This is a genomic window from Nostoc parmelioides FACHB-3921, from assembly GCF_014696625.1.
Taxonomy (GTDB): domain Bacteria; phylum Cyanobacteriota; class Cyanobacteriia; order Cyanobacteriales; family Nostocaceae; genus Trichormus; species Trichormus parmelioides.
Window position 1 is genome coordinate 1 of the sequence record NZ_JACJQL010000090.1, and the last position, 20,416, is coordinate 20,416.

The 20,416-nt window shown below is 39.6% G+C and carries 24 protein-coding genes and 2 pseudogenes; 16 read left to right on the forward strand and 10 right to left on the reverse strand.

The window, feature by feature from the left end; genetic code table 11:
• Window positions 1-191, reverse strand: a pseudogene (locus H6G14_RS33400) (hypothetical protein); the annotation flags it as partial.
• A gap of 325 nt (window positions 192-516) precedes the next feature.
• Between H6G14_RS33400 and H6G14_RS29680 the strand changes: the two are divergent.
• The 5 genes from H6G14_RS29680 (at window position 517) to H6G14_RS29700 (ending at window position 4,576) form a co-directional block, all read left to right on the forward strand.
• Entirely contained in the window at window positions 517-753 is a 237-nt protein-coding gene (locus H6G14_RS29680; protein ID WP_190572152.1) for a hypothetical protein, read from the forward strand.
• A gap of 44 nt (window positions 754-797) precedes the next feature.
• On the forward strand, window positions 798-1,547 hold the full coding sequence (locus tag H6G14_RS29685; RefSeq protein WP_190572154.1) for a GIY-YIG nuclease family protein: 750 nt from the start codon (window positions 798-800) through the stop codon (window positions 1,545-1,547).
• Complete coding sequence (locus H6G14_RS33305; RefSeq protein WP_199326332.1) at window positions 1,544-3,295, forward strand: hypothetical protein; 1,752 nt, start codon at window positions 1,544-1,546, stop codon at window positions 3,293-3,295. Before H6G14_RS29685 ends, H6G14_RS33305 begins: the two co-directional genes overlap by 4 nt.
• A 71-nt stretch (window positions 3,296-3,366) precedes the next feature.
• On the forward strand, window positions 3,367-3,765 hold the full coding sequence (locus H6G14_RS29695; protein ID WP_242054084.1) for a DUF3775 domain-containing protein: 399 nt from the start codon (window positions 3,367-3,369) through the stop codon (window positions 3,763-3,765).
• 1 nt (window position 3,766) lies between these two features.
• Complete coding sequence (locus tag H6G14_RS29700) at window positions 3,767-4,576, forward strand: DUF4351 domain-containing protein (protein ID WP_190572158.1); 810 nt, start codon at window positions 3,767-3,769, stop codon at window positions 4,574-4,576.
• 106 nt (window positions 4,577-4,682) lie between these two features.
• On the opposite strand, the gene H6G14_RS29705 is transcribed toward H6G14_RS29700, so the two are convergent.
• Window positions 4,683-4,922: a hypothetical protein gene (locus H6G14_RS29705; protein ID WP_190572160.1), complete on the reverse strand. Its 240-nt coding sequence runs from the start codon at window positions 4,920-4,922 to the stop codon at window positions 4,683-4,685.
• A 196-nt stretch (window positions 4,923-5,118) separates the two neighbouring features.
• Here H6G14_RS29705 and H6G14_RS33830 point away from each other — a divergent pair, with 196 nt between their 5' ends.
• The 4 genes from H6G14_RS33830 to H6G14_RS29725 are packed head-to-tail and all read left to right on the forward strand — an operon-like array spanning window position 5,119 to window position 8,126.
• Complete coding sequence (locus H6G14_RS33830; RefSeq protein WP_242054086.1) at window positions 5,119-5,565, forward strand: ASCH domain-containing protein; 447 nt, start codon at window positions 5,119-5,121, stop codon at window positions 5,563-5,565.
• Entirely contained in the window at window positions 5,562-6,323 is a 762-nt protein-coding gene (locus tag H6G14_RS29715; RefSeq protein ID WP_190572162.1) for a DNA cytosine methyltransferase, read from the forward strand. The genes H6G14_RS33830 and H6G14_RS29715 overlap by 4 nt, the downstream gene beginning before the upstream one ends.
• Entirely contained in the window at window positions 6,320-6,814 is a 495-nt protein-coding gene (locus H6G14_RS29720; RefSeq protein WP_011316620.1) for a DUF1392 domain-containing protein, read from the forward strand. Before H6G14_RS29715 ends, H6G14_RS29720 begins: the two co-directional genes overlap by 4 nt.
• Window position 6,815: 1 nt before the next feature.
• Window positions 6,816-8,126, forward strand: a complete 1,311-nt coding sequence (locus H6G14_RS29725; RefSeq protein ID WP_190572163.1) for a DUF488 family protein, N3 subclade — start codon at window positions 6,816-6,818, stop codon at window positions 8,124-8,126.
• A gap of 117 nt (window positions 8,127-8,243) precedes the next feature.
• On the opposite strand, the gene H6G14_RS34285 is transcribed toward H6G14_RS29725, so the two are convergent.
• Window positions 8,244-10,964: a pentapeptide repeat-containing protein gene (locus H6G14_RS34285; protein WP_190572165.1), complete on the reverse strand. Its 2,721-nt coding sequence runs from the start codon at window positions 10,962-10,964 to the stop codon at window positions 8,244-8,246.
• Between the two features lie 142 nt (window positions 10,965-11,106).
• Here H6G14_RS34285 and H6G14_RS29735 point away from each other — a divergent pair, with 142 nt between their 5' ends.
• Together H6G14_RS29735 and H6G14_RS29740 are read left to right on the forward strand one after the other, a co-directional pair.
• Window positions 11,107-11,313, forward strand: a complete 207-nt coding sequence (locus H6G14_RS29735) for a hypothetical protein (RefSeq protein ID WP_190572187.1) — start codon at window positions 11,107-11,109, stop codon at window positions 11,311-11,313.
• Window positions 11,314-11,431: 118 nt separating this feature from the next.
• The gene (locus H6G14_RS29740) at window positions 11,432-11,878 is read left to right on the forward strand and encodes a hypothetical protein (RefSeq protein WP_190572167.1); all 447 of its coding nucleotides are present in this window, start codon (window positions 11,432-11,434) and stop codon (window positions 11,876-11,878) included.
• Between the two features lie 69 nt (window positions 11,879-11,947).
• Here the strand turns inward: H6G14_RS29740 and H6G14_RS29745 are convergent, their stop codons facing one another.
• The 3 genes from H6G14_RS29745 to H6G14_RS29755 are packed head-to-tail and all read right to left on the reverse strand — an operon-like array spanning window position 11,948 to window position 13,879.
• Entirely contained in the window at window positions 11,948-13,147 is a 1,200-nt protein-coding gene (locus tag H6G14_RS29745; RefSeq protein ID WP_190572168.1) for a hypothetical protein, read from the reverse strand.
• Window positions 13,144-13,644 (reverse strand): thermonuclease family protein, encoded by a 501-nt coding sequence (locus H6G14_RS29750; RefSeq protein ID WP_190572170.1) that lies wholly within the window; start codon window positions 13,642-13,644, stop codon window positions 13,144-13,146. Before H6G14_RS29750 ends, H6G14_RS29745 begins: the two co-directional genes overlap by 4 nt.
• A gap of 43 nt (window positions 13,645-13,687) precedes the next feature.
• Window positions 13,688-13,879: a hypothetical protein gene (locus tag H6G14_RS29755; protein ID WP_010999810.1), complete on the reverse strand. Its 192-nt coding sequence runs from the start codon at window positions 13,877-13,879 to the stop codon at window positions 13,688-13,690.
• A gap of 241 nt (window positions 13,880-14,120) precedes the next feature.
• On the opposite strand from H6G14_RS29755, the gene H6G14_RS29760 reads away from it, so the two are divergent.
• The gene (locus H6G14_RS29760) at window positions 14,121-14,360 is read left to right on the forward strand and encodes a hypothetical protein (protein ID WP_044523643.1); all 240 of its coding nucleotides are present in this window, start codon (window positions 14,121-14,123) and stop codon (window positions 14,358-14,360) included.
• A gap of 25 nt (window positions 14,361-14,385) precedes the next feature.
• On the opposite strand, the gene H6G14_RS29765 is transcribed toward H6G14_RS29760, so the two are convergent.
• Window positions 14,386-14,541: a hypothetical protein gene (locus H6G14_RS29765; RefSeq protein ID WP_158303731.1), complete on the reverse strand. Its 156-nt coding sequence runs from the start codon at window positions 14,539-14,541 to the stop codon at window positions 14,386-14,388.
• A 383-nt stretch (window positions 14,542-14,924) separates the two neighbouring features.
• Here H6G14_RS29765 and H6G14_RS29770 point away from each other — a divergent pair, with 383 nt between their 5' ends.
• Window positions 14,925-16,424, forward strand: coding sequence for a phytoene desaturase family protein (locus tag H6G14_RS29770; RefSeq protein ID WP_190572172.1), 1,500 nt, complete (start codon window positions 14,925-14,927; stop codon window positions 16,422-16,424).
• On the opposite strand, the pseudogene H6G14_RS29775 reads toward H6G14_RS29770, so the two are convergent.
• From H6G14_RS29775 to H6G14_RS29785, 3 genes and pseudogenes are all read right to left on the reverse strand, one after another.
• A pseudogene (locus H6G14_RS29775) lies at window positions 16,421-16,570 on the reverse strand (winged helix-turn-helix domain-containing protein); the annotation flags it as partial. The gene H6G14_RS29770 and the pseudogene H6G14_RS29775 overlap by 4 nt on opposite strands.
• Before the next feature lie 31 nt (window positions 16,571-16,601).
• A complete protein-coding gene (locus tag H6G14_RS29780; RefSeq protein ID WP_242054091.1) occupies window positions 16,602-17,441 on the reverse strand; it encodes a beta/alpha barrel domain-containing protein in 840 nt (279 codons plus the stop codon).
• A 51-nt stretch (window positions 17,442-17,492) separates the two neighbouring features.
• The gene (locus H6G14_RS29785) at window positions 17,493-18,410 is read right to left on the reverse strand and encodes a hypothetical protein (RefSeq protein ID WP_190572174.1); all 918 of its coding nucleotides are present in this window, start codon (window positions 18,408-18,410) and stop codon (window positions 17,493-17,495) included.
• A 273-nt stretch (window positions 18,411-18,683) separates the two neighbouring features.
• On the opposite strand from H6G14_RS29785, the gene H6G14_RS29790 reads away from it, so the two are divergent.
• The 3 genes from H6G14_RS29790 to H6G14_RS34385 all read left to right on the forward strand — a co-directional run bounded on the left by H6G14_RS29790 (window position 18,684) and on the right by H6G14_RS34385 (window position 20,347).
• Window positions 18,684-18,962 carry a hypothetical protein gene (locus H6G14_RS29790; RefSeq protein ID WP_011316302.1) on the forward strand — a complete coding sequence of 93 codons (279 nt, stop codon included), beginning with the start codon at window positions 18,684-18,686 and terminating at the stop codon, window positions 18,960-18,962.
• Between the two features lie 542 nt (window positions 18,963-19,504).
• A complete protein-coding gene (locus tag H6G14_RS29795; RefSeq protein ID WP_190572177.1) occupies window positions 19,505-19,966 on the forward strand; it encodes a GNAT family N-acetyltransferase in 462 nt (153 codons plus the stop codon).
• Between the two features lie 39 nt (window positions 19,967-20,005).
• Window positions 20,006-20,347, forward strand: a complete 342-nt coding sequence (locus tag H6G14_RS34385) for a two-partner secretion domain-containing protein (RefSeq protein ID WP_422394116.1) — start codon at window positions 20,006-20,008, stop codon at window positions 20,345-20,347.
• Window positions 20,348-20,416: the final 69 nt, after the last annotated feature.

Sequence of the window (20,416 nt, forward strand, 5' to 3'; positions counted from 1 at the left end):
CTTATCAAAATAGTCGCTGCAATAATTGTCAAAACCAAACAGAACAATCCTAAATAATTTTGAATTTTGAATTTTGAATTTTGAATTGTTGTGGCTTGGGGAAAGAAGAATTGCATGAAGTCCTGAAAATACAGTTGCAACATCTGTTTCCAAGGCGAATCGTATTCAGTTTGCGGTGTTTTATTAACCATATTTAAAAGCCAAAACTCCTGCTATTTAACAAAATAATTCATCCAAAACACTTGCTTAGTAAAAACCAAACAGAGGAATTATGACTAACGATACCTTGAGTGATAACCCCAGAAAACACCACATTTATATGGATAGTAAATTAGATGATTTACTCCTAACAATCGAGAGATTGAAGGCGATTGTATACTTGCTATCAGAAAAAACTATACATTTGCAGTGCAATTGCCTTGAACTTTCTAGAACTATACCCGTATAATTATAGTACACTTGTACTATCAAGCAACTATCTAGTCCTCACATTTATCACAGATTTCGGAGCGCGACATGACAGAACGATATATGCTTTCGATTACTTTATCAGAAAAAGCTTATGAAGAATATCGCCTTGTGGCTGCATGGAAAAAGATTCCTGTCAGCACCTTAATTAGACAGATTTTAGAACGAGAACATGAAAGTCTTGGGTTTGGAGAGCTAGTCAAACGAGCCACCGCCGAATGGCACGCGATTAAAGATGAAACTTCGTCTGGGCAGAGTGTTGGGAATGGCTCTTATGAGGTGTAGTGGTAATAACTATCCCAGATCACTTTAGGAAATAGAGGTTAATTATGCTCCCTTCTGTGAAGATAATTTTATCAGAAGAAACACTTCATCGCTATCGTTTAAATCAAGGATATGTTTACCTCATTCATGCTGAGGGAACAAACCGCTATAAGATTGGGCGGAGCGTGAATCCTATCGCACGTTTTGAACAGCTTAAAGCTCAGTCTCCTTATCCATTAAGGATAATTGATTCATTTTGGACTCCAGATTCAATTAATGATGAAAAATACTTTCACGAACAGTATAAAGAATATCGAATATTTGGGGAGTGGTTTGAACTTACTGATTACAGTGAAACAAACATTAATTCTTTAGCCTTTAAGTCGCAAGAACAATTGTTAGGGCAATATTTGCAAAGTGTTAATTCTGTCAAAGATAGCTTTTATTGCTTTAGGTCTGAAGCACAAAAGATTTCTGACAATATAGCTCTATCAGTATCTAAAGATTTGATGGCTAGAGAAGAAATTCAAAGTGATTTAATTTTCATTTCTAATAATTGGCAATCTACTATAGAAGACTTATTGAACAGAAAGTTTCAATCGATTTTTTATGAATATCTTGTTGAGGTTAATACTTTAAAATCTCTTCAATATATTTGTAATTTTGGGATAGAACAATGGGCTGACTGTGTTACGAAAGCTTTTGAAAAATCTTGGAATAATCCAGAGGAAATAACATTGCTTGGACTTGATATAGCTATGAGAGGAACTCTCGCTGCATTTGTTGCGTGCTTAAATGAAGGTCTGATTGTATGAATAAAAATTTCTGTAGTGGAATTTTAACAGGACACCCAGTAGTTGATGCAATCGCTCACATTAAATTCGAGGGTGACATCACCCCCAAAAGCTGGTACAAACACATTTGTTATCAAACTAAGTCTGGTGAGAAAAAGGCAGATCGACTAGCGATTGATATTTTGGCTGACATTGTTTACTGGTATCGTCCATATCTACAAAGAGATGAGTTGACAGGTGAAGAAGTCGGCTGGAAGAAAAAGTTCAAAGAAGATGTGTTGCGTCGCAATCCCGATGCCTTCGCTGAATCTCTCAATGCTTCACCACGATGTGTCCGAGAATCAATGCACCTGTTGGAAAAAATGGGTTTAATCAAAATCATCCTTCAACCAATACAAACAGGTTATGGTGTTCTCCCCAATGTCATGCACATCGACATTTGCCCAGAAGCTCTAGCCGCCATTACCTACCGGACTAATAACACTCAAAACGCTCAAACCCTTGAAAAATCCTTGTTGACGAAATGGGTAACAAGCAACGACGAAATCAGTAACAAGGAGTTACGAAATGAGGAACAAGGAGCTACGAAATGCGTAACAAGCAGCGACGAAATCAGTAACTTATCTATATATAGAGATTTCATAGAGACTTCTAAGGAGACTTCAACTCTCTCCCTAAATCCCTCTCTCATTCCAAATGACTCTGAAGAAGAAAAAGAGAAAGAAGAAAAAAAAGTTGAATTTGGATTTCAAATTCCAATTCAATCCATGAACAGTTCTTCGCCTTCGTTGTCAAACCTTACCAAGACTTTGCAACCTACCAGTAAACCCATCATGGAGGCAAATGTTCCGCCGTCCCCGCCCGACCCTTTTTTCTCTTCTGAACGGAAAAAGCCTCATGATGTTGTTTGGGATTGGCTGCCTGATGGCCCTTGGCGCAATGACGAAGGTAAACTAGATGTAGAATTTCACACCGCATTAGCTCAACGCTGGGTGAAGGATTACGGCGGCGATTTACACGTCAACAAAGCCAAAGTCCTCAAGCATTTTCGCAATGACCCGACTAATCTGCCGATTGAGTGGGAGTGGTATCAATCCACCTTCATTCATCGCGTAGTTAACATCAATACACGCCGACAACACGGTTTGGATACTTCATCTGACGAACAAGTTCTGACTAAACAATCACGCGCCGTTTTACCCTTACCTGTTGGGATGCGCGTCACCGAAGTACAGGCTCCAGGAGTGGTTGTTGAACAAGTTGCTAGTTATGCTTTGCCCCATTTACAGCAAAATGTGGTGTCCATTGCATCTGTTCAACACTTTACCCCAGAGTTACCCCAACCAGAAACATTACCACCACCAACAGATGAGTTTGGCGCGGTTAATGACCCCAATGTTTACTTAGTTAAATCTGCTAGACCTGAAGAAGTAGAGTTTTGGGCTAATTGCAAACCTAATGTCGTACCCTTAGCTAAAAAATCACCCGTCTCTAATGAAGAATTGACAGCAGCAAAAGCAGCTATTGAAGAATTAAGAGCAAAGAAAGCCGAAGAATCTAAAACTAAAAGGCTAACACCCATTACCGAGATAGTTTCGCCACTTATTCAAGATGAAGAAGCCGTATTGCAAGACATGAGAAAATATTTGCACTCTGGTAGTGATGTTCTTCGACAAAGAGCTATTGATTGGGCAACTGACCCTATCAATCAATGTCAAATAGTTAAGAAAAATGGACAAATTGTTGATATCCAATGGGTGGATTTTTAGAACTTGGTTTATAACTAATCTTTTTTGTTAGTTATAAACCAAGTTCTAAATCTTACAAAATGGAGGAAAATATGAATTATTTAACGGTTGAAAAAGTTCACAAAATTATTGAGTTAGCTACTGTGCGCCGATTACATCAGCAATCTAAATTTACCTCAGAACATGACTTAAAAGATTCAAAGGTTCTATCGAAAGAACTAGTTGAATTGCTTCATGAGCGCCAGACTCCAGGCACACCTATTTATATGTTGTCTGATTATGTTCACAAACTTTCTGAGATTGAATTAGCTGAGGCAATTGCACTTATGTTACTCGGTCGGGGACATTCTGATGAACAACCATCTGAATTTTCTGATTTAGTTAATGAGGCTCAGGGCGTTCCAGCACATTATTTGATTGAACAAGCTCCCTTAGCTAAGTATTTACGTAGTGGATTAGAAAAACTAAATCTTGCTCAACAGGAGAATTAAATTGAGTTACGATAACACTGCTAAGTATTTAGCCGAATTATATCCTGCCGATTTTGCTAACTGGTTATTACCAGATCAGGCTAATCAAGAAGTCACAATTCTCAAAACTGAACTTTCAATTGAACCAATTCGGGCTGATTCTGTCATATTTCTCCAAACAAAGAGCCGCATTCTACATCTTGAATTTCAGACTTTAACCAAGTCTAATCCTCCTCTTCCATTACGCATACTCGACTACTACGTAAGATTAAAGCGGCAATACCGTAAACCAATCACACAAGTATTAATTTTTTTGCAGGAAACTGATGATGAAGTTGCTTTTACTACAGAATATACTGATGAGATGACAACTCACCGTTATCGAGTTGTACGTTTATGGGAACAGGATGCGTTACAGTTCCTTAATAATCCGGCTCTGTTGCCGTTTGCACCTTTAGCGCGAACTGATTCTCCGTCCACTCTATTATCCCAGGTTGCTCAAAGTGTCGCTACAATTCCTAATAGAGTTGAAAGACAAAATATTGCTGGGTGTACCGAAATTTTTGCTGGTTTACGATTTACAAAAGACTTGATTCGCCAATTTTTACGGGAGGACGTTATGCAAGAATCCGTTATTTATCAGGATATTCTGCAAAAAGGAGAATTTAAGTTATTCTATCGTCAACTCAATCGACGCTTTGGTGAAGTTGATACCTCAATTATTGAGCAAATTCGCGCACTATCTACTGAGCAACTAGAAGCACTAGGTGAAGCGTTTCTAGATTTTGCATCCGTTGATGATTTAGTAACATGGTTAGCTCAACTGCAATAAAAGCAACAAAAGCGAAGTAAGCTGATTACAACCTTCGCTTTTCACTTTACTACTACCCCGTCCTTATCCCTACAAATTATCAAGGGCTTAAATAAGTCTATTGCTGCTAATAACCAGCACAAAAATACTCATAATTTACTCTCAATACTTCACAGATTCCAGTCAAACAGACCCTCCCAAATCCACGATTTTTTAGAGGTTCTTCATCTGACATCAACTGAACTTTTTGCTGTTGACTATTACCAACTACTACGCGGCTCGATAAGTCAGCATTAGATTCACTTTTGGCGAACAAGGGATTACTGCGGTTATCTGCAATGGTTTGAAGTCTCGACCGCAGCTTCATCCGGGTATTGCCGCCTTGGACGCATATATTCAACTATTTGAGTTTTGACCTATGAAAGCACTCACCGTTAGACAGCCTTGGGCAATAAACAATTCGCAATTCGCAATTCGCAATTCGCAGTTAAAAACCCAACTGAGCAATTAAGACATTTAGCTCTAAGTTTACGGTAAAGAAGTTTAACTCAGGAAATCTGTTTATGAAAATGACTCCTCGATGTATAGATATAGATGGAGAATCAAAAACTAGCATTTATGTTAGCTCCAGTAATACGAGGATTGGATTAATAATTGCGAATTGCAAATTGCGAATTGCGAATTGTTTTGGTTGGGCTATCCACTACCGGGGCGATATTCTGATTCACGCCGCCAAAGGTTGCACTAAAAAAGAATATCTGCAAGCAAAAGAATTTTGTCAAAGTCTGGGTGTTTCTGTACCAGAGCTAAACCTGCTCAGTCGCGGTCAAATCATCGGTGTGGTTAGAGTTGTTGGTTGTCAGTTTTCAGAAACTGCTTCTAGCTGGGGGATGCCACAGCAGTTCCATTGGCATCTGGCCAATCCACGCGCCATTACTCCCATTCCCTACATCGGACAACTGGGACTTTTCGATGTGCCTGATGAATTGGTTCGGGAGGCAGTTGCATGAAATCAGTCCTCTCCTTATTCTCCGGCATCGGCGGACTGTGCCATCACGGTATCGCTGCGGCGGGTCTATCTCACAAGTTTCAAGTAAGGCAATTTGTCGAAATATCCCCCTATTCACAATCGGTACTGCGTTATGAACAGCCCCAAACCCCAATCCACTCGGACATTACCACCTACCACTGCAACAGGGGACAGTTTGACATCTTGTGTGGGGGATTCCCTTGCGCCGGCACAAGTAACTCTGGCAACCGACAAGGACTCTCTGACCCCAGATCCGCGCTCTGGGCTGAACAGTTCCGCATCATTGAATCCGATAGACCAGCGATCGCTCTTATCGAAAACCCCACAGGTTTGCTCTATCGCGGACTTGAGCAAATCATCTATGACTTTGACAGCATCGGGTACATGGGCGAATGGAACTGTATCTCTGCACAACAAGTCGGCTTGTCGCACCAAAGGAAACGAATCTTTGTCATTGCCTACCCCGATGGCCTATTCAACCGTCAACAGCAGGCCCCCTGGACAAACCAAATTGGAAATCACATTACGCAAGTACGGCTCTCTCTCGAAACAAGAAGCTATCAACCCGGAGTTCTTGCGGTGGCTCATGGGATTCCCATTGGAGTAGCTAAAAACATCTCTGGTAACTATGATGCCCGTCGTGCTTACGGGTTGAGTTGCTCTCCGCGACAGTCCGCCGTTGCTTGGAAACGCATTGATTATCTATGCAGTTTACTTTCTTATCAGGAGGCATTTTGACTAACACTATCAACACGCTGGAAACTTGCTGGTATATATCCCCACCTTGGGGCAAACAACTCTCACCACTTGCCATCAGCATACTAGAGAAGGTTTATTTGCCTTCTCCTAAAGTCGCCGGTTATTGCTGCGGCGTAGAATGGTCTGACACTGGATGGAATTATTCTATCCACAGCGATCGCGGAATCATCTCTGTACCAGACAATGAAATCATCGCTAGGGGTCAACTTCAGCCCTTGTCCATTCAAAAGCCTCACTTCCGTTTAGGGCAGTTGGTCAACTTCCGCTTTGCTAATGATGGCCCGAAGATTCGCATGATTTTGGGGATGTCGCTCATCAACAATGCTTGGTTGTATCAAGTCGAGTGGCGATCGCCTGCCCTACGATTACCAACTGATGAAGGCGCTTGTATTTTTCCCAAATCTACACAGCAGGGTAAGTTTATCAATCGGCTGTCCTGGGTCACACCTCATGATTTAACGGAGGTATGATATGACAATTTATACCTCATACTATAAAGGTGAAATCAAGGGTGAGGCTGTTTCGATTTCGCTTTATCCGCCCAAGGGTTGGACTGGCAGGCACTTACCACTGTTCGCCCCGACTCCTGAACTGTTGCACTGGTGGAAGTCTAGCCCTAAAGATGCCGCAGCAGAACAGGAATATAAGCGACAGTTCCGAGAGATTTTGGATTCTCGGCTGACTTTGATTGACTTGTGGGTGAGTAAGCAAAAGAACAACCCACAAGACATAACACTATGCTGCTTTGAAAAAACTGGGGATTTCTGCCATCGATATCAGGTTGGAGAAGAGATAGTACAAAAATACTTGCCAGAGCTTTGGGGTGGTGAAATTGGGGCTGTTGTTGGTCAAATGCCTTCCAACAGGCAGCGTACGCAAATAGAGAAGGGTCACGACTCAACCGATACCCCTAGCATTACCAAAACTCACAACTTTACGCCAAACGACACTACTTCAATTAATTGCACTTATCCACCCATTGTTCAAACGCTACTGGCCAAATGTCAAGACGCTGGGTTGAGAGTAGTGTGCGATCGCCTAACTTGTGGCTACTATCGGGTATCTCTGCGCGGAGAAAATTTAGGCGAGTGGTCAGAGTTGGGAGTGCTTGGGGTGCTATCGGGACTGCAACATGAGTTTTATCGTCCGCGCCTTGTACCATCCTTAGCTGCGGTGGCAACTCCTCAAGTTCCAGAAGTAGCACCACCACCTGTCGCACAACCCGAATCAAGCGAACTGATTACTCGCCTGGGCAAACTGGAAGGTGCTGAGTTGTCACAGATTCAGGATTGGTGCAAATCCGTCAAGTCGCAGATGTTTCCCTCAGTCTCGCAATACGCGGATGGTCTTCTGGAGTTGCATCTGCGGCGCTTCGTTAGTCTCGCCAGTGCCAAGTCTGGTAAGAAGGCTGAGGTTAAGGTGGTTGAGCCGGGGCGTTATGCTGGTGCTGAGGTAATTGAGGCTTTGGGCGAGAAGCTGCTGCCAGACTTTCATCAAGCACTCGTTTTGTATTATCCAGCAGGGACGCAAATCAAAGTACATCGGGATTCGCCGGCCTATGCTTCTGGGGCAGCGCAGATTAACGTTATGGGTCGGGCGAAATTCTCAATCTCTGGTTGCCAAGATACTCGGCGGATGGAATCATATTGCTTGGAAGATGGCGATTGTATTGCTTTCGACAACAAGCAGCCGCATGGGATTGATCGGGTGGTGGGCGATCGCTGGTGTGTGTGCTTCTTTAGGCTCAAGGCGGAGTGTTTGGAGAGGGCAAGGGTTGATTAGTTGAGGTTGATTTAATAAAGCAAATCTTTAAATTTTTAGCTTAATTTATTTTTTAGGTGTTCTTCTATTTAGAAAATTAGCATTAATTAATAATTATTTACAGATTTATTTTTATTTTTAAGTTAATCCTTCAAAATCTGTATTTTTAAGGCAAGAATCATTAATGTTTGTATTATTGAAGTAAGCACCAATAAAATAAGCACCATTAAGATAGGCACATAAAAAGTTTGCGTTTTCAAGATTTGCACTTTCAAAGTTGGCACCATTGAGATAAGTTCCTATTAAATTTACATCTTGAAGATTTGCACTTTCAAAGTTAGCACCATTAAGATAAGTTCCTATTAAATTTGCACCTTGAAGATTCGCACCTTTGAGATTTACGCCATTCAAGTAAGACCCTATTAAATTTGCACTTTGAAGATTTGCATATGAAAGAAAATGTCCAACCGTTGCTGTAAATGTTTTTATATTAATACTGTTGCTATAATTAATAACGTTAATAAGTTCTTGGTTTTTATCATCACCATATTTTCTAATAGATAAATAAAAATCAATTTTATCTTTGAGGTCATCTTTAGTTTTTGCATAACGATGTAATTCCAGAAGTAATATCATGATATTTAATCCAGTAAAAATATCAACTTCTCTAATATCAAGTAGTATTTTTTCCGTGTGAAATTTTTGCATTTGATTTAAAGGAATATTTTTAGGATGTCCATTAATAAATTTTCCTCTACACCAATTATCATAAAACTCTTCTAAACGTTCAAATAATTTTAAATATTGAAATTGCTGTCCCGAATCAAGCAAAGCCATTAAATATTCTACAATCTCTTCTAATAAACCACCGTAACCAAACAAGTCATAAATCTCTTCTGCTAATGTGTCATCATCAATGATATATCTCTCACGTCTGCTTTTAGAGTCTACTTCTACCCATCGTTTCAAACTTTCTTTTATTTTTTGAGCGCATAGAAACTCACCAAAACTCTTATGAATAAACTCTACAGCACCCTCGGTTGATTCAGATGCTTTTGCTGGTCTTAGATAAAATGCTGCTAGAGCATTTCTTAATGGATTTTCTCCAAGTTTATGCTGTGCTTTTTCCAGCATCTCTCTCGCTGATTTGTCATTCTTGAGACGTTCTTCAATCGCTGTAATTGAAGTCCATTCTCTTCCAGATTGAGTTACACATAACCCTGCTTCAGTTAGAATTAGACGCAAATCTTTAGCATCAAATTCTGTAAGTTGTTGATTGAGATTTTCAGGCCGTTGTTTTGTTAAAACCCAATTTAATGTTTTTTGATAAACTACTATTTTAGCTTGAACACCATTAGTATTCTCAAACATTTGCATATTTAACTCATTGTCTCGGTGCATTGCTGCTAGAAGGTATAACAAAAGTGGTTCTTTAGCTAGTTCCTTAACACGCTCAGGACAATTATATGCTTTAATAAATTGCTGAAATTCTTCTGCTTTATCTTGCCCAACTAATCTACCCCATTTTTCTAACCATTGTATTTGGATTTGGTCATCCATTAATGCTATCTCTAACCTAACTAAGTTAGCTGGTAGCCGATTTTCAATTCCATGCAACGCTGATTCTCTACCAGTTACTACAAATTGATGCTTACATACTGTTTGTGCTTGATAGTTTCCTACTTGCCCTAGAAAATCTTCAATTCCTCTTGCCGTCCTACGTCCAAAACGTAATTCATCAAAACCATCTAGGATAAATAAGTAGCGAGTATTACGATCACTCAACCAATCATCACGGTTTACAAAATTTTCTCTAATAGCCGCACGAAGGGTATTTTCAACATTCGTTTCAAAGGTGTCAATGTCTGTTAGCCTAATCATTATTGGTGTCCAAATGGGATGAAGATTTTCTCTTACCCAATCTGCAAACATTTTACAGAAGACACTTTTACCTCTTCCTGGGCCTGCTTGAATAAAAATGACTTGTCTATTTCTTTCTGGTTTATTCAGTTGCTCTGTTACCCAATTCTCTAAATTAACAGTGGGTTCTTTTTCTGTTGCTCTACCATTACTATCTAACAAATGGGCTTCTAAAGATACATAGATTTCAGGAATTTTAAACTCTTCCCCTACTACCTTCCATCGTTCAATCAGCAGTGGATCGCTAGGGGATGGTGATATCTGCTCTTTTAGGTAAGACTCTATGCTGGCATATTTCTCGTTGGCTCTTAGCTCTTGCGCTGCTGTTATGAATAAATTTAAAGCTTGATGTATATTTTCTGGTTCATATAATAAAAGCTGTTTAATATAATTAAACGTATCCCAAGCAACCCATGCGGTTACAACTGAAGCAATATTTTCTGCTATTCCTGCATTTTGTAAGTAAATAGATAATTGTTGATTTAAAGCTTGTCCTAATGTGGAATTTGAAAACTTTGTTAAGGCTTCTTTAGCTTCACTATTGTCTAATTCTAATTCTCCCAGTTGATTTAACTGTGGATTAATGTCTAATATTTCTATCTTTGCATTTAATCTGTTTTGCAACCAAACATTTCTCTGCACTAAATGATTAAAGCTATTTACATAAGCTAGTGGACAAGCAACTGCTACCCATTGAGCTATCTCAAACTTTTCATTGCTGCTACCATGCAGTAGCCTCAGTCCGCTTCGCGCAATCCCTACAAACGATAATCCGGCTGCTATTACTGGTGCTGATGGAGCAGTCGCTAGTACACCAAGAGCGATCGCAAATTCCAGACCTGCTTTAGTAATCTCTGCACCAGATTCGGCAATGTCACCAGCTTTTTCTAGTCGCTCATTAGAAAACAATCTTTGCCAAAGAAGCTTTAATTTTTCCACTGGCTCATCCCCTCAAGAGTCTGACTATTGAATCACTGTGGCATTTCTTACACAGTTTGCGCTTTTACGGACTGTAGCACAAAATCTATTTTGTCAGCATTAAGTTACTTAACTGGTGATGGAATAAGCCTGCTCAGAAACGATGACGTTCTGTCTACGGCTTTGCGATCGCCTAACTTGTGGCTACTATCGCGTGTCTCTGCATGGCGAAGATTTGGGCGATTGGTCAGAACTGGGGGTGCTTGGGGTGCTATCAGGATTGCAACATGAGTTTTATCGTGGTCGGTTGGTTCCATCCTTGGCTGCCACGACTCCTCAATCACCTAATAATAAATTTAACAGGTTATAAAATGGCGTGGTAACAAATTTTTTTTTGCTCAGTATGAGCATCTAAATTTTATGTAAAATTAAAATTAGATCAGTTTAAGCCAAGAGTAAAAACATTTATTACTAATTGTTAGGGAAAAATGGGGGAAGCTAAAAGAAGGAAAGCTAGAGATCCAAACTACGGAAAACCAAGAGTTGACTTTAAAAAACAGAAAGAAATGATACAAATGATATTTGCAATGTCTTTATCATCTCTTGGGTTTATGCACTCTTTGAACAGCAACGTTTCTGAGATTATAGCAAAAGCTGAAACACTTTATAAAGAGCTTCCTTTGCAAGAGCTAGCCTTACAAAAGGGAGGTTTTTTTGATTCTGTTCCCATACAATTGAGAGGAGAGGTAACAGAAAAATCATTGAGGATAGTGGCTTTATTTGTAGCAATTAAAGAAAATCCGCCTCTAGGGTATTCTCAAGAGTCTTGGGTTCAAAAAATGGGAAGTTTTTTCGAGAATCAAGAAGTAATCGTATCAGCCCTGAATAATGCAACTCCCATTAGAGAGCAAGTAACAGAATATTTACTCAGGTAGCATACTAAGTAAATACCAGTCTGAGGTCAGAGTATAAGGTATTGGGCATTACCACTTCGGCGGAGAGCGTCAAAATTTCAAATTTCCCAAAATACTCTGCTTATCCCGGCTAGCTACACGGATTATATAACCTGGTTTTACAGCAATCTGCGGTGTCCACTCATAAACCCCATCACTAGCAGTACGAGCAGAAATATCTTGAAGCTTTTTGTTGTTGCGACCATACAATCTAATCGACACATCACTGTTGATATTGTCTCGCCACAATATTAAATAAGGTCTATTTTGTTCAACCTGTACTTTACCTACTGGCTGGTCGATTAATATTTGCGGTACAAGCTTTTGAGTTCGTGCCTTACGGATTCCTAAATAATGCGGTAAATGTCTGAATGTAGGATTTTCTTGAGGATTAGATAGTTGGGGTAAAACAATATTCCCCATCTTTGAATTAAACAGATAAGTTGATCTGCCACCATCAACGGTAATAATATCTCCTTTAACACCTAAATTACGTAATAATGAAGCTGCTTCATCTAGAGTAGCTTGATTCACCGTCATAATTAACAGTTGCTCGTCACCCTTTCTACCATCTTTGTCTAAAGTCCCAATAACTTGATATTTATTTACTTGATTCTGGGCTAATACTTTTGCTGGATGATCGCTGTATTTATAACTAACGAGCGCATTTTTCACTGCTTTTTGGTTGAGAGGCGCACCGCTTATTGAATCATAATCTGTAATGTATGCTTGCTGCTCATCCCAAACCAGAGCTTTTAAGCGAATTGTGCTGTAAAACTTATCTTTTGGTTCTTTAATTGGCCCGTAAGGGCTATTACCTCCACTGACAACTACACCATTAAGTTTAATTGGGAATGATAACTGCGTACTCGATTGATATTGCTCAAAAAATGAGCAATTAATCAGAGAAAATACATCATTCCCATACAGTTTTTTATATTCATTATTTACTTGTGAATATAACTTATTTGTAAAATATGGGCTATAATATTTCTCTTCCCCTTGATAATATTTACCTTGACCATACCCCATATTATCAACCTCTCCCATAACTTGGTCAATCCGCATTTTTCGGAGGTCAATTACTTGTAAATATGCTGTATTACCATTAGTTAATTCTTTCTTATATAATCCTGCTCCGTCTATCACATGAATTGCTTGATAAGAAGATAGTGAGTTAGGAAATTGGGCTATAAAAACACTAGCCAAAAGTGTAATTACAAAAAATAATAAACTAATTAGGGCATTCATTTCCACACTCCTACTTTTGCAGCTATCCCTATCTTTTCGGCTTGCTCAAAAGACAACTTGTTTGGGCATTCTACCCCAGATTTTCGCGTTTTCGCCAACCCACTTTTGAGTAATTCTTCCTCAAAGCTGATGTCTAACTCACCTGTCCCATTAGCCATCACTTCAGCAACGGTGTAACCATCACTATCTTTTTCTACCGGGATGATCATCACTTGATTTTTAGCCGCCTTTACTAGCGATATGAGTTTTTCTTTGGCTTTCTTACCAAAGACTGGAACAATACCGCAAAGACGAACATTTATTTGTTTACCGTCGGCTTGTCGAAGAGTCAATTTGTCTGCATCAAGCACATCGATAACTGTCCATTCTTCTGTTAGTGCGATAGTTGACTGATTTACCTGGAAAATTATCAGTCCCATAGTTATCACAACTACGATTAATCCTATTCCTGCGGCGACCGCTCCCAAAATAGTTCCTGTTCTTCCTGGGTTCCTCATTGGTTACTAAGCATACAACGAGCCACAATTCTAACCGCATTCCCTATAATTCATCCCTAACCCACTCCAACCCAGTCTTTAACGCCGCCGCCGCACTGTAGTAAATCTTCTGTTCGCCAAATATACCCCCTGTACGGCTGATAATGCGGAACTGCCAGCATTGTCCGGGGGTGTAATAGACGATTAGAACAGTGCCGTTGATACAAAGGACTGTATCAACCTTAATTTGGGACATGGGTTTGTTTCAGGGTAGCGTTATCTCAACTTATGAATTGATTACAAATGTAAGTTTTCTGCATCTAATCATCAAACTTAACTTTGGCTTGTGCTTGAACTGTTTTCATAACACAACATCGAAATCTTAAGTAAATATCCCTGTTGTATTTGCTATCATAACTACTATCAGTACCAAGCCTCAAAATTACACCTGCAAGTATCTAGCTTTCTTCTAAATTATTTTTGAGGAGAATAAATTCATGGGTTTGATCAAAGAAGGTACGATTGCAGAAGTTAATCACGGTAGATACAAACAGCATTCTGTATTAATTGTTGAAGATCGTCACGATATTCCACTGGCAGAATTTTTCGGTGGGGAAAGTAACTACGGGGTTATGTTTATCTCTGGAGAAAAGGCGATTATTCATGGAGACGATCTCAAACCCCTAGTCGTTTGCCCTCTTTTAAAAGAAGATATTCCTCAATTGCAAAAAATGTAAAATTTACTCCCTTCGTGATACCAACTCAACCAATCGGCCCCAAATACCGATGAAACGCTGCCACGGCATTTGCCACATCATCCTCGTTCCGACTCTTCTCGCCTAAGTCCTGGGCTTTCAACCGCATCACTTCATCACTCAACACTACCTTAATTGCTGGGGGTAAAGTTTCCTCTGTCACGTTCTTATACGGTATTAGCGCTGGACTTACCCCCAACCTCATTAGCAAGTTGTACGTCCTCTCTCGAACCGATTGTAAGGATGCTTATTTTCAAGGTTCGGCTTTGGGGAATGGGTGAACTAGGGTTCAATTGCTGTTCCTACTGGTCAGTGGGGTCTACTGACAGATTGTACTAAATCTGCTGTGACGAATGAGCGATCGCTCTACAATTTAGTCTTTTGCGAATTAAAAGAGCAAAATTTTTCTTGGTGAAAATCAACCGAAAAATGAAAATATGAGAATTTATGACGCAAATTTATCACCCAAACTAAACACATTTCCTTGATTGTCTTCAGCGAGTGTTTAAAAAATATAGGCTGCCTAAGTAAATGAGGAGTTCATCTATGTCTAAAAAAGTTGCAATTGTCGGCGCAGGCCCTGGCGGTTTAGCTACAGCTATCCGTCTTGCTGGACTTGGGTATCAAGTAGAAATCTTTGAGGCGGCTGAACGTGTTGGTGGAAGAATGCGCGGTTTTGAAGTTGATTCCTACGCCTTTGATACTGGCCCCACTATTCTCCAACTACCACACTTATATAAAGAGCTTTTTGAGGAGGCTGGTTTAAATTTTGCCGACTATGTTCAACTCAAACGTTTAGAACCATATACACGTTTGAAATTTTGGGATGGTACTCAACTGGATATCACTTCGGATCTACAGTCATTTAAAACCCAACTGGCAACCTTACGCTCCGATTTACCATTAGCATTTGATCGCTGGTATAGTGAGCATATCCGTAAATATGAGTTAGGTTACAAACCCTATTTAGCCGGCCCTGCACGCTCTATTTTTGGTTACTTGCGCCCAGATGAACTGATGAAGTTTTTGTCTTTTCGTCCTTGGGAAAATTTATATCAACACTTTTGGCGATTTTTTCAAGATGAGCGTTTAGTCTATGCTCTGAGCTATCCGTCAAAATATTTGGGAATGCACCCAACTGTGGCATCCAGTGTCTTTAGCCTGATTCCATTCTTAGAATTTTCTCAAGGAGTATGGCATCCTGTCGGTGGATTTCGTGCGTTGGCTCAGGGCTTGGCTAATGCCGCTCAAGACTTAGGAGTGAAAATTCATCTGCATTCGCCTGTTCACCAAATCTGGATTGAACAAGGGCGAGTTCGTGGTTTGGAACTGGCTGATGGTTCTCGCCATCAGTTTGATGCAGTGGTGATTAATGCTGACTTTGCCTATGCTGTTCGTCATTTGTTACCAACTTCAGCACGCGGTCGCTACACTGACAACAAGCTTGGGCAAATGCTATTTTCATGCTCTACGTTCATGCTTTATTTGGGCATCAATCGCCGCTATGAAGATTTACCTCATCATCAAATTTATTTATCAGACAATATTCGTCGGCTTGAACGTCCTTGGGTTGATGATTCAGCACTAGATGAAACTGATCCACCATTTTATGTCTGTAATCCTTCAATTATCGACCCCAGTAATGCACCCTCCGGACACAGCACTTTATTTGTTTTAGTACCCATTCCTAACACTTCTTATGCTGTTGACTGGGATATTAAACAAAAAAGCTATACAGATTTCATTCTTAAACGTTTACATTTGCTGGGATATCACAATATTGAACAACACATTGTTACCCAAAGGTCTTACACAGCAAAAACTTGGCTTGATGATTATCGCGTTCATTTGGGTGCTGTGTTTAATCTCAGCCACAATTTGACTCAGCTTGGGCCATTTCGTCCACCCATTCGTTCGGAAAATATTGCCGGACTGTACTGGATTGGTGGTGCTGTTCACCCTGGTAGTGGTTTACTCACTATTTTGGAAGCATCTCGTAGTGCTGCTGGATTTATTCATCAAGATTTTGCTTTAACTGGGTCTTAACAATCCTGCTCTGCTTGAGTAATTCTTTGAAAAAGATAGCCAGTTCCTCTGGTTGTCAAACTAAATTCTGGATTGTTGGGGTCAGTTTCTAACTTCGAGCGCAATCTGGATATATGCACATCCACTACGCGGGTGGGAGCAACGCGATGCAAGTGTATGGAGTACGTCACCAGTTGATCACTTTTCAACTACCATAAATTGATTTACTAACTCTGACGCTTGCCTTAACCATGATTGGTCAACTTCAGTATAGTAATTTGTACTAGAAGCAATCGCTTGAACTATCTTTGCTAAGTCAGCATTACCGGCACGCACTCCTAATCCATTGATTGAACATTCGATTTGTTTAGCTCCTGCTTCTACAGCAATTACTGAATTATCAACTGCAAATCCATTGTCATTATGGCAATGGATAGAAATACTAGCACTATCTACATTTGGAACTCGCTCTATTATAGTTTTTACTAACTGGAAAAATTGAGTTGGTGAAGCTACCCCCAGACTATCAGGAATAGAAATTGTTCTTGCACCGCTATTTATTGCTGTTTCCACCGCCTTACATAGAAAATCTGAATCGCTGCGTGTAGCGTCAAAAGCTGACCATTGCACATCTGAGCAATAGTTTCTTGCCAACGATACGCTATCTCTAATTAAATCAATCACTTGTGATGCCATCGTGTTTGCTGTCAGCCGAACTGGAGTAAAGATATTTATTCGTCCTTTCATCGCTTGTCTAAGCGCCTTTGCTACTGCCACTATCTCTTCTGGTTTACTGCTGGACAGCCCACATATTGTCGCATTTTTCACCTTTTGCGATACTAATAATATCTCATCGGCATCTTTACTGTAGACTCCTGGATAACCTATCTCAATTACATCTACTCCCATCTTGTCAAGAATTATTGCTAAATTAACTTTTTGTTTAGCTGTCAACTTGTGTTTCAGTGCTAATTCTCCATCTCGTAAAGTTGTATCAAAAATTTTTACTTTCTCACCTTGGCTGATATTCGACATCATAGTTGGGATTTTTTATGTGTAGCCAGTGTCTCTAATTGTTACATTGCTGCATTATTTCTTGGATTTAAAATCAATCCCGTACTCTCGCTCCACCGCCGCCAACAGCTTCGCTTGCAATGCAGACAAATACGGTTTACCCTGTTTCCCCAATCCCTGTAATAGCCAATCCACAGCTTCATCCCGTCCCGCCACCTCATGCAACCGCCGCAGTCTTTCGCATAGCTGCTGCATAAACCGACAATCCTCATCCAGCAATTCCAAGGATTTCAGGTGTTCTACTTTGGCTGTGTAGTCACCATCCCAGCACTTAACTGTGCAACTATACTGACCAACATGAGTCACTATACCCCAGTAGCCGCTCTTGCCCCTCAAGTCTGGGTTATCCTTGGGTTGGATGACGCAGATTTCACCTGCTCGGTAGGGATTGGGTACAGAAGTGCGATCGCGGATCTTGTCCACAATATTTTGAACTATCCGCCCAGAGGGAACTTTACCCCCAGCTTCCTTGACTGCCTGCTGCCATACTTTCTGCTGTTGTGAAGGTTTTAAGTTTATTAATGGCCGCACTTGCCTTTCATTCGTTGGCAAAATGTGATCCAATGGATCACATTTTTCTTTCAAGTTATCAAACACTACTGCTGCATCCATCAACAAGTAAGGTTGTCTGCGACTATATCCGAACCTGTCTTTGCAATATTCCTCAAATGTTTTGTGCGTTGAACGGTATAACCTGCGATCGCGCAACTCCATTAACGCTTTCCCCGCCTCGTAAAACGCTCTCTCTACCTTGCGCTCCAAGTTCAGGCGATCGCGCTGTTCCTCCTCGGTCATCTCTGGAACTTCCACCGCTTCTACATCCACCGTGACTGCACTTGCGCTTTCCGGCTCTTGTACTGGCTTTAGGGACGGCTTTGATTTAGCGGGAGTTGTAGGAGTGTTTTTTCGGCGCTTGGAGGTAGGTTGGCTCATGCTCCCACCTCCAAACTGTAGGTGGTTAAGTGGGTATTGAGTTGTGTCATCATAGAAGCAGTGTTTTACAATGTACCCCCAGCCTCACGAGAGTCTTGGGGTTTTCCATATCCTTATATATTTACACTTTTGGTCAACAGCAGATTTAATCACCCGAACCAATTAGCTTGTTTTCACTACTTGCTAAAGTCAGAGGAAATCACTCATTCTAGATGAGGCATTTTGATTTCTCTTTTACATTCAACCTTAAAAAGATTCTTCTCATTCCCAAATATGAAACCTATCAAAAAATCTGAGTTACGCATTCTCAAAAAATCTACTGATCCTCAGCCACTACAAGAACCAGTAACTCAATCTGATGCCTTTGCTGCTAACACACCTATCATTGAGCAGCCACTACAGCCACAAATAGATGTAGATATCCCTGCCCCAGAGTATCTTCCTCCTCATCTTCCAGTCTACGATTCCCCTCTAGTGCAATCTGTAGGCAACTCCGGCTGGCAAGTCTCTGACATCTGGCGTGATCTGCGGGTTGATGGTTTCTGTGATTGATTGTACAGGGCGTTATGCGATCGCACCTTTCCTACACATCTGTCTTATATGCACAAAAGTATTTAAAAGCCCTTTTAACTAAAAACCTGATATATAGAGGAAAATCTCTGTCTATTATCTAGATAATTTTTATGCTTTTTTTATCTATCTATAGATAGATGCAATATTGATGGCGCATCATAATTAGTGAATATAAATTTTAATTGTTTTTACGGTTTAAAATTTTTAGTAGAAAATCAACATAACTACTTGCTAAATTATTCATAATATGTGAAATTTTTAGATATTACTTTTGAAAAATAAATTATTTACTCCATTTCTTCTTGTCGCGCTTTTAGCAATATTAGCGTCATAATTTTTTATGAAATCGAATATCAGTAGTGTTATAGTTGTAGGATTTTTCTGTTCCCTTATGACTACTTCTCCCTCTAACGCACAAGTTATCCCTGATGCAACCTTGCTCAATGATATAACTACTTATTTTACGCTTTAAAATTGCCTTTACCCTAAAAAATGCAAGACTCAATACTTAAAACATAATAATGGCACATTCCACTATCTTGTCGCCTGATTATACACTTAGACAAGCCAAGCTCCGTGATATTTGGCTAATTATATTTTTAATTTTTAAAGCTAGACTTGATCCAACGCAAATGAACTGGCAGCAATTTTTGGTAATCGAATATCATGGTAGTTTAGTAGCATTTGGGCAACTAAGAAATTATTATCTCGCACAAGAAATAGGCGGTTTGTATGTATCGCCAAATTTTAGAAATCAAGGATTAGGAACTTTTTTAATAAAAAATTTAGTAATTCAAGGTAATCAACCACTCTATCTAAAATGCTTAAAAAAAGAATTGGTAAACTTTTACGCAAAAAGGTCTTTCACAGTAGTTACTTATGAAGATTTACCAAAATCACTTAAATCCAAGTTTTTTCTATCCCAATTAAGAAAAAAGATTTTTAATGGCTTTGTAGTTTATATGAAATACAAAGAGATATAAAATTGAATTAACACTATATATAATATAATAAATTTATTTATGAAGTACAAATACTATTGTATTTTGAAAATAGCTGCTATTGTTTTAATATACAACATATCTAGTATTCCTCCATCTCAATGTCAGGTTATTCCAGATAATACATTACCTACTAATACAAGCATAAAGTTAGATAACAGCACTCTTCTTATAGAAGATGGAACTCAAATTGGAGGTAATCTATTTCATAGTTTTAAAATGTTTTCTGTATCTAGTAGAAATCAAGTTTATTTCAACAATTCACTAAATGTTCAAAATATTATAAGCCGAGTTACAGGCAATTCCATTTCAAGTATTGATGGACCAGGGCAAACGCATCTAAATATAGTACAAGAATACTAAGCAAGGGATAAAGGCAGGCATATCTAACGGCAAGGTTCTGTCTAAGTAGGTGGTATAGAGGATAAGTAG

Coding starts and splice junctions, on each gene's coding strand:
- H6G14_RS29680 (WP_190572152.1), top strand. CDS start 517: ATGACAGAACGATATATGCTTTCGATTACTTTATCAGAAAAAGCTTAT.
- H6G14_RS29685 (WP_190572154.1), top strand. CDS start 798: ATGCTCCCTTCTGTGAAGATAATTTTATCAGAAGAAACACTTCATCGC.
- H6G14_RS33305 (WP_199326332.1), top strand. CDS start 1,544: ATGAATAAAAATTTCTGTAGTGGAATTTTAACAGGACACCCAGTAGTT.
- H6G14_RS29695 (WP_242054084.1), top strand. CDS start 3,367: ATGAATTATTTAACGGTTGAAAAAGTTCACAAAATTATTGAGTTAGCT.
- H6G14_RS29705 (WP_190572160.1), bottom strand. CDS start 4,922: ATGAAGCTGCGGTCGAGACTTCAAACCATTGCAGATAACCGCAGTAAT.
- H6G14_RS33830 (WP_242054086.1), top strand. CDS start 5,119: ATGAAAATGACTCCTCGATGTATAGATATAGATGGAGAATCAAAAACT.
- H6G14_RS29715 (WP_190572162.1), top strand. CDS start 5,562: ATGAAATCAGTCCTCTCCTTATTCTCCGGCATCGGCGGACTGTGCCAT.
- H6G14_RS29725 (WP_190572163.1), top strand. CDS start 6,816: ATGACAATTTATACCTCATACTATAAAGGTGAAATCAAGGGTGAGGCT.
- H6G14_RS29735 (WP_190572187.1), top strand. CDS start 11,107: ATGACGTTCTGTCTACGGCTTTGCGATCGCCTAACTTGTGGCTACTAT.
- H6G14_RS29740 (WP_190572167.1), top strand. CDS start 11,432: ATGGGGGAAGCTAAAAGAAGGAAAGCTAGAGATCCAAACTACGGAAAA.
- H6G14_RS29745 (WP_190572168.1), bottom strand. CDS start 13,147: ATGAATGCCCTAATTAGTTTATTATTTTTTGTAATTACACTTTTGGCT.
- H6G14_RS29750 (WP_190572170.1), bottom strand. CDS start 13,644: ATGAGGAACCCAGGAAGAACAGGAACTATTTTGGGAGCGGTCGCCGCA.
- H6G14_RS29755 (WP_010999810.1), bottom strand. CDS start 13,879: ATGTCCCAAATTAAGGTTGATACAGTCCTTTGTATCAACGGCACTGTT.
- H6G14_RS29760 (WP_044523643.1), top strand. CDS start 14,121: ATGGGTTTGATCAAAGAAGGTACGATTGCAGAAGTTAATCACGGTAGA.
- H6G14_RS29770 (WP_190572172.1), top strand. CDS start 14,925: ATGTCTAAAAAAGTTGCAATTGTCGGCGCAGGCCCTGGCGGTTTAGCT.
- H6G14_RS29780 (WP_242054091.1), bottom strand. CDS start 17,441: ATGATGTCGAATATCAGCCAAGGTGAGAAAGTAAAAATTTTTGATACA.
- H6G14_RS29785 (WP_190572174.1), bottom strand. CDS start 18,410: ATGAGCCAACCTACCTCCAAGCGCCGAAAAAACACTCCTACAACTCCC.
- H6G14_RS29790 (WP_011316302.1), top strand. CDS start 18,684: ATGAAACCTATCAAAAAATCTGAGTTACGCATTCTCAAAAAATCTACT.
- H6G14_RS29795 (WP_190572177.1), top strand. CDS start 19,505: ATGGCACATTCCACTATCTTGTCGCCTGATTATACACTTAGACAAGCC.
- H6G14_RS34385 (WP_422394116.1), top strand. CDS start 20,006: ATGAAGTACAAATACTATTGTATTTTGAAAATAGCTGCTATTGTTTTA.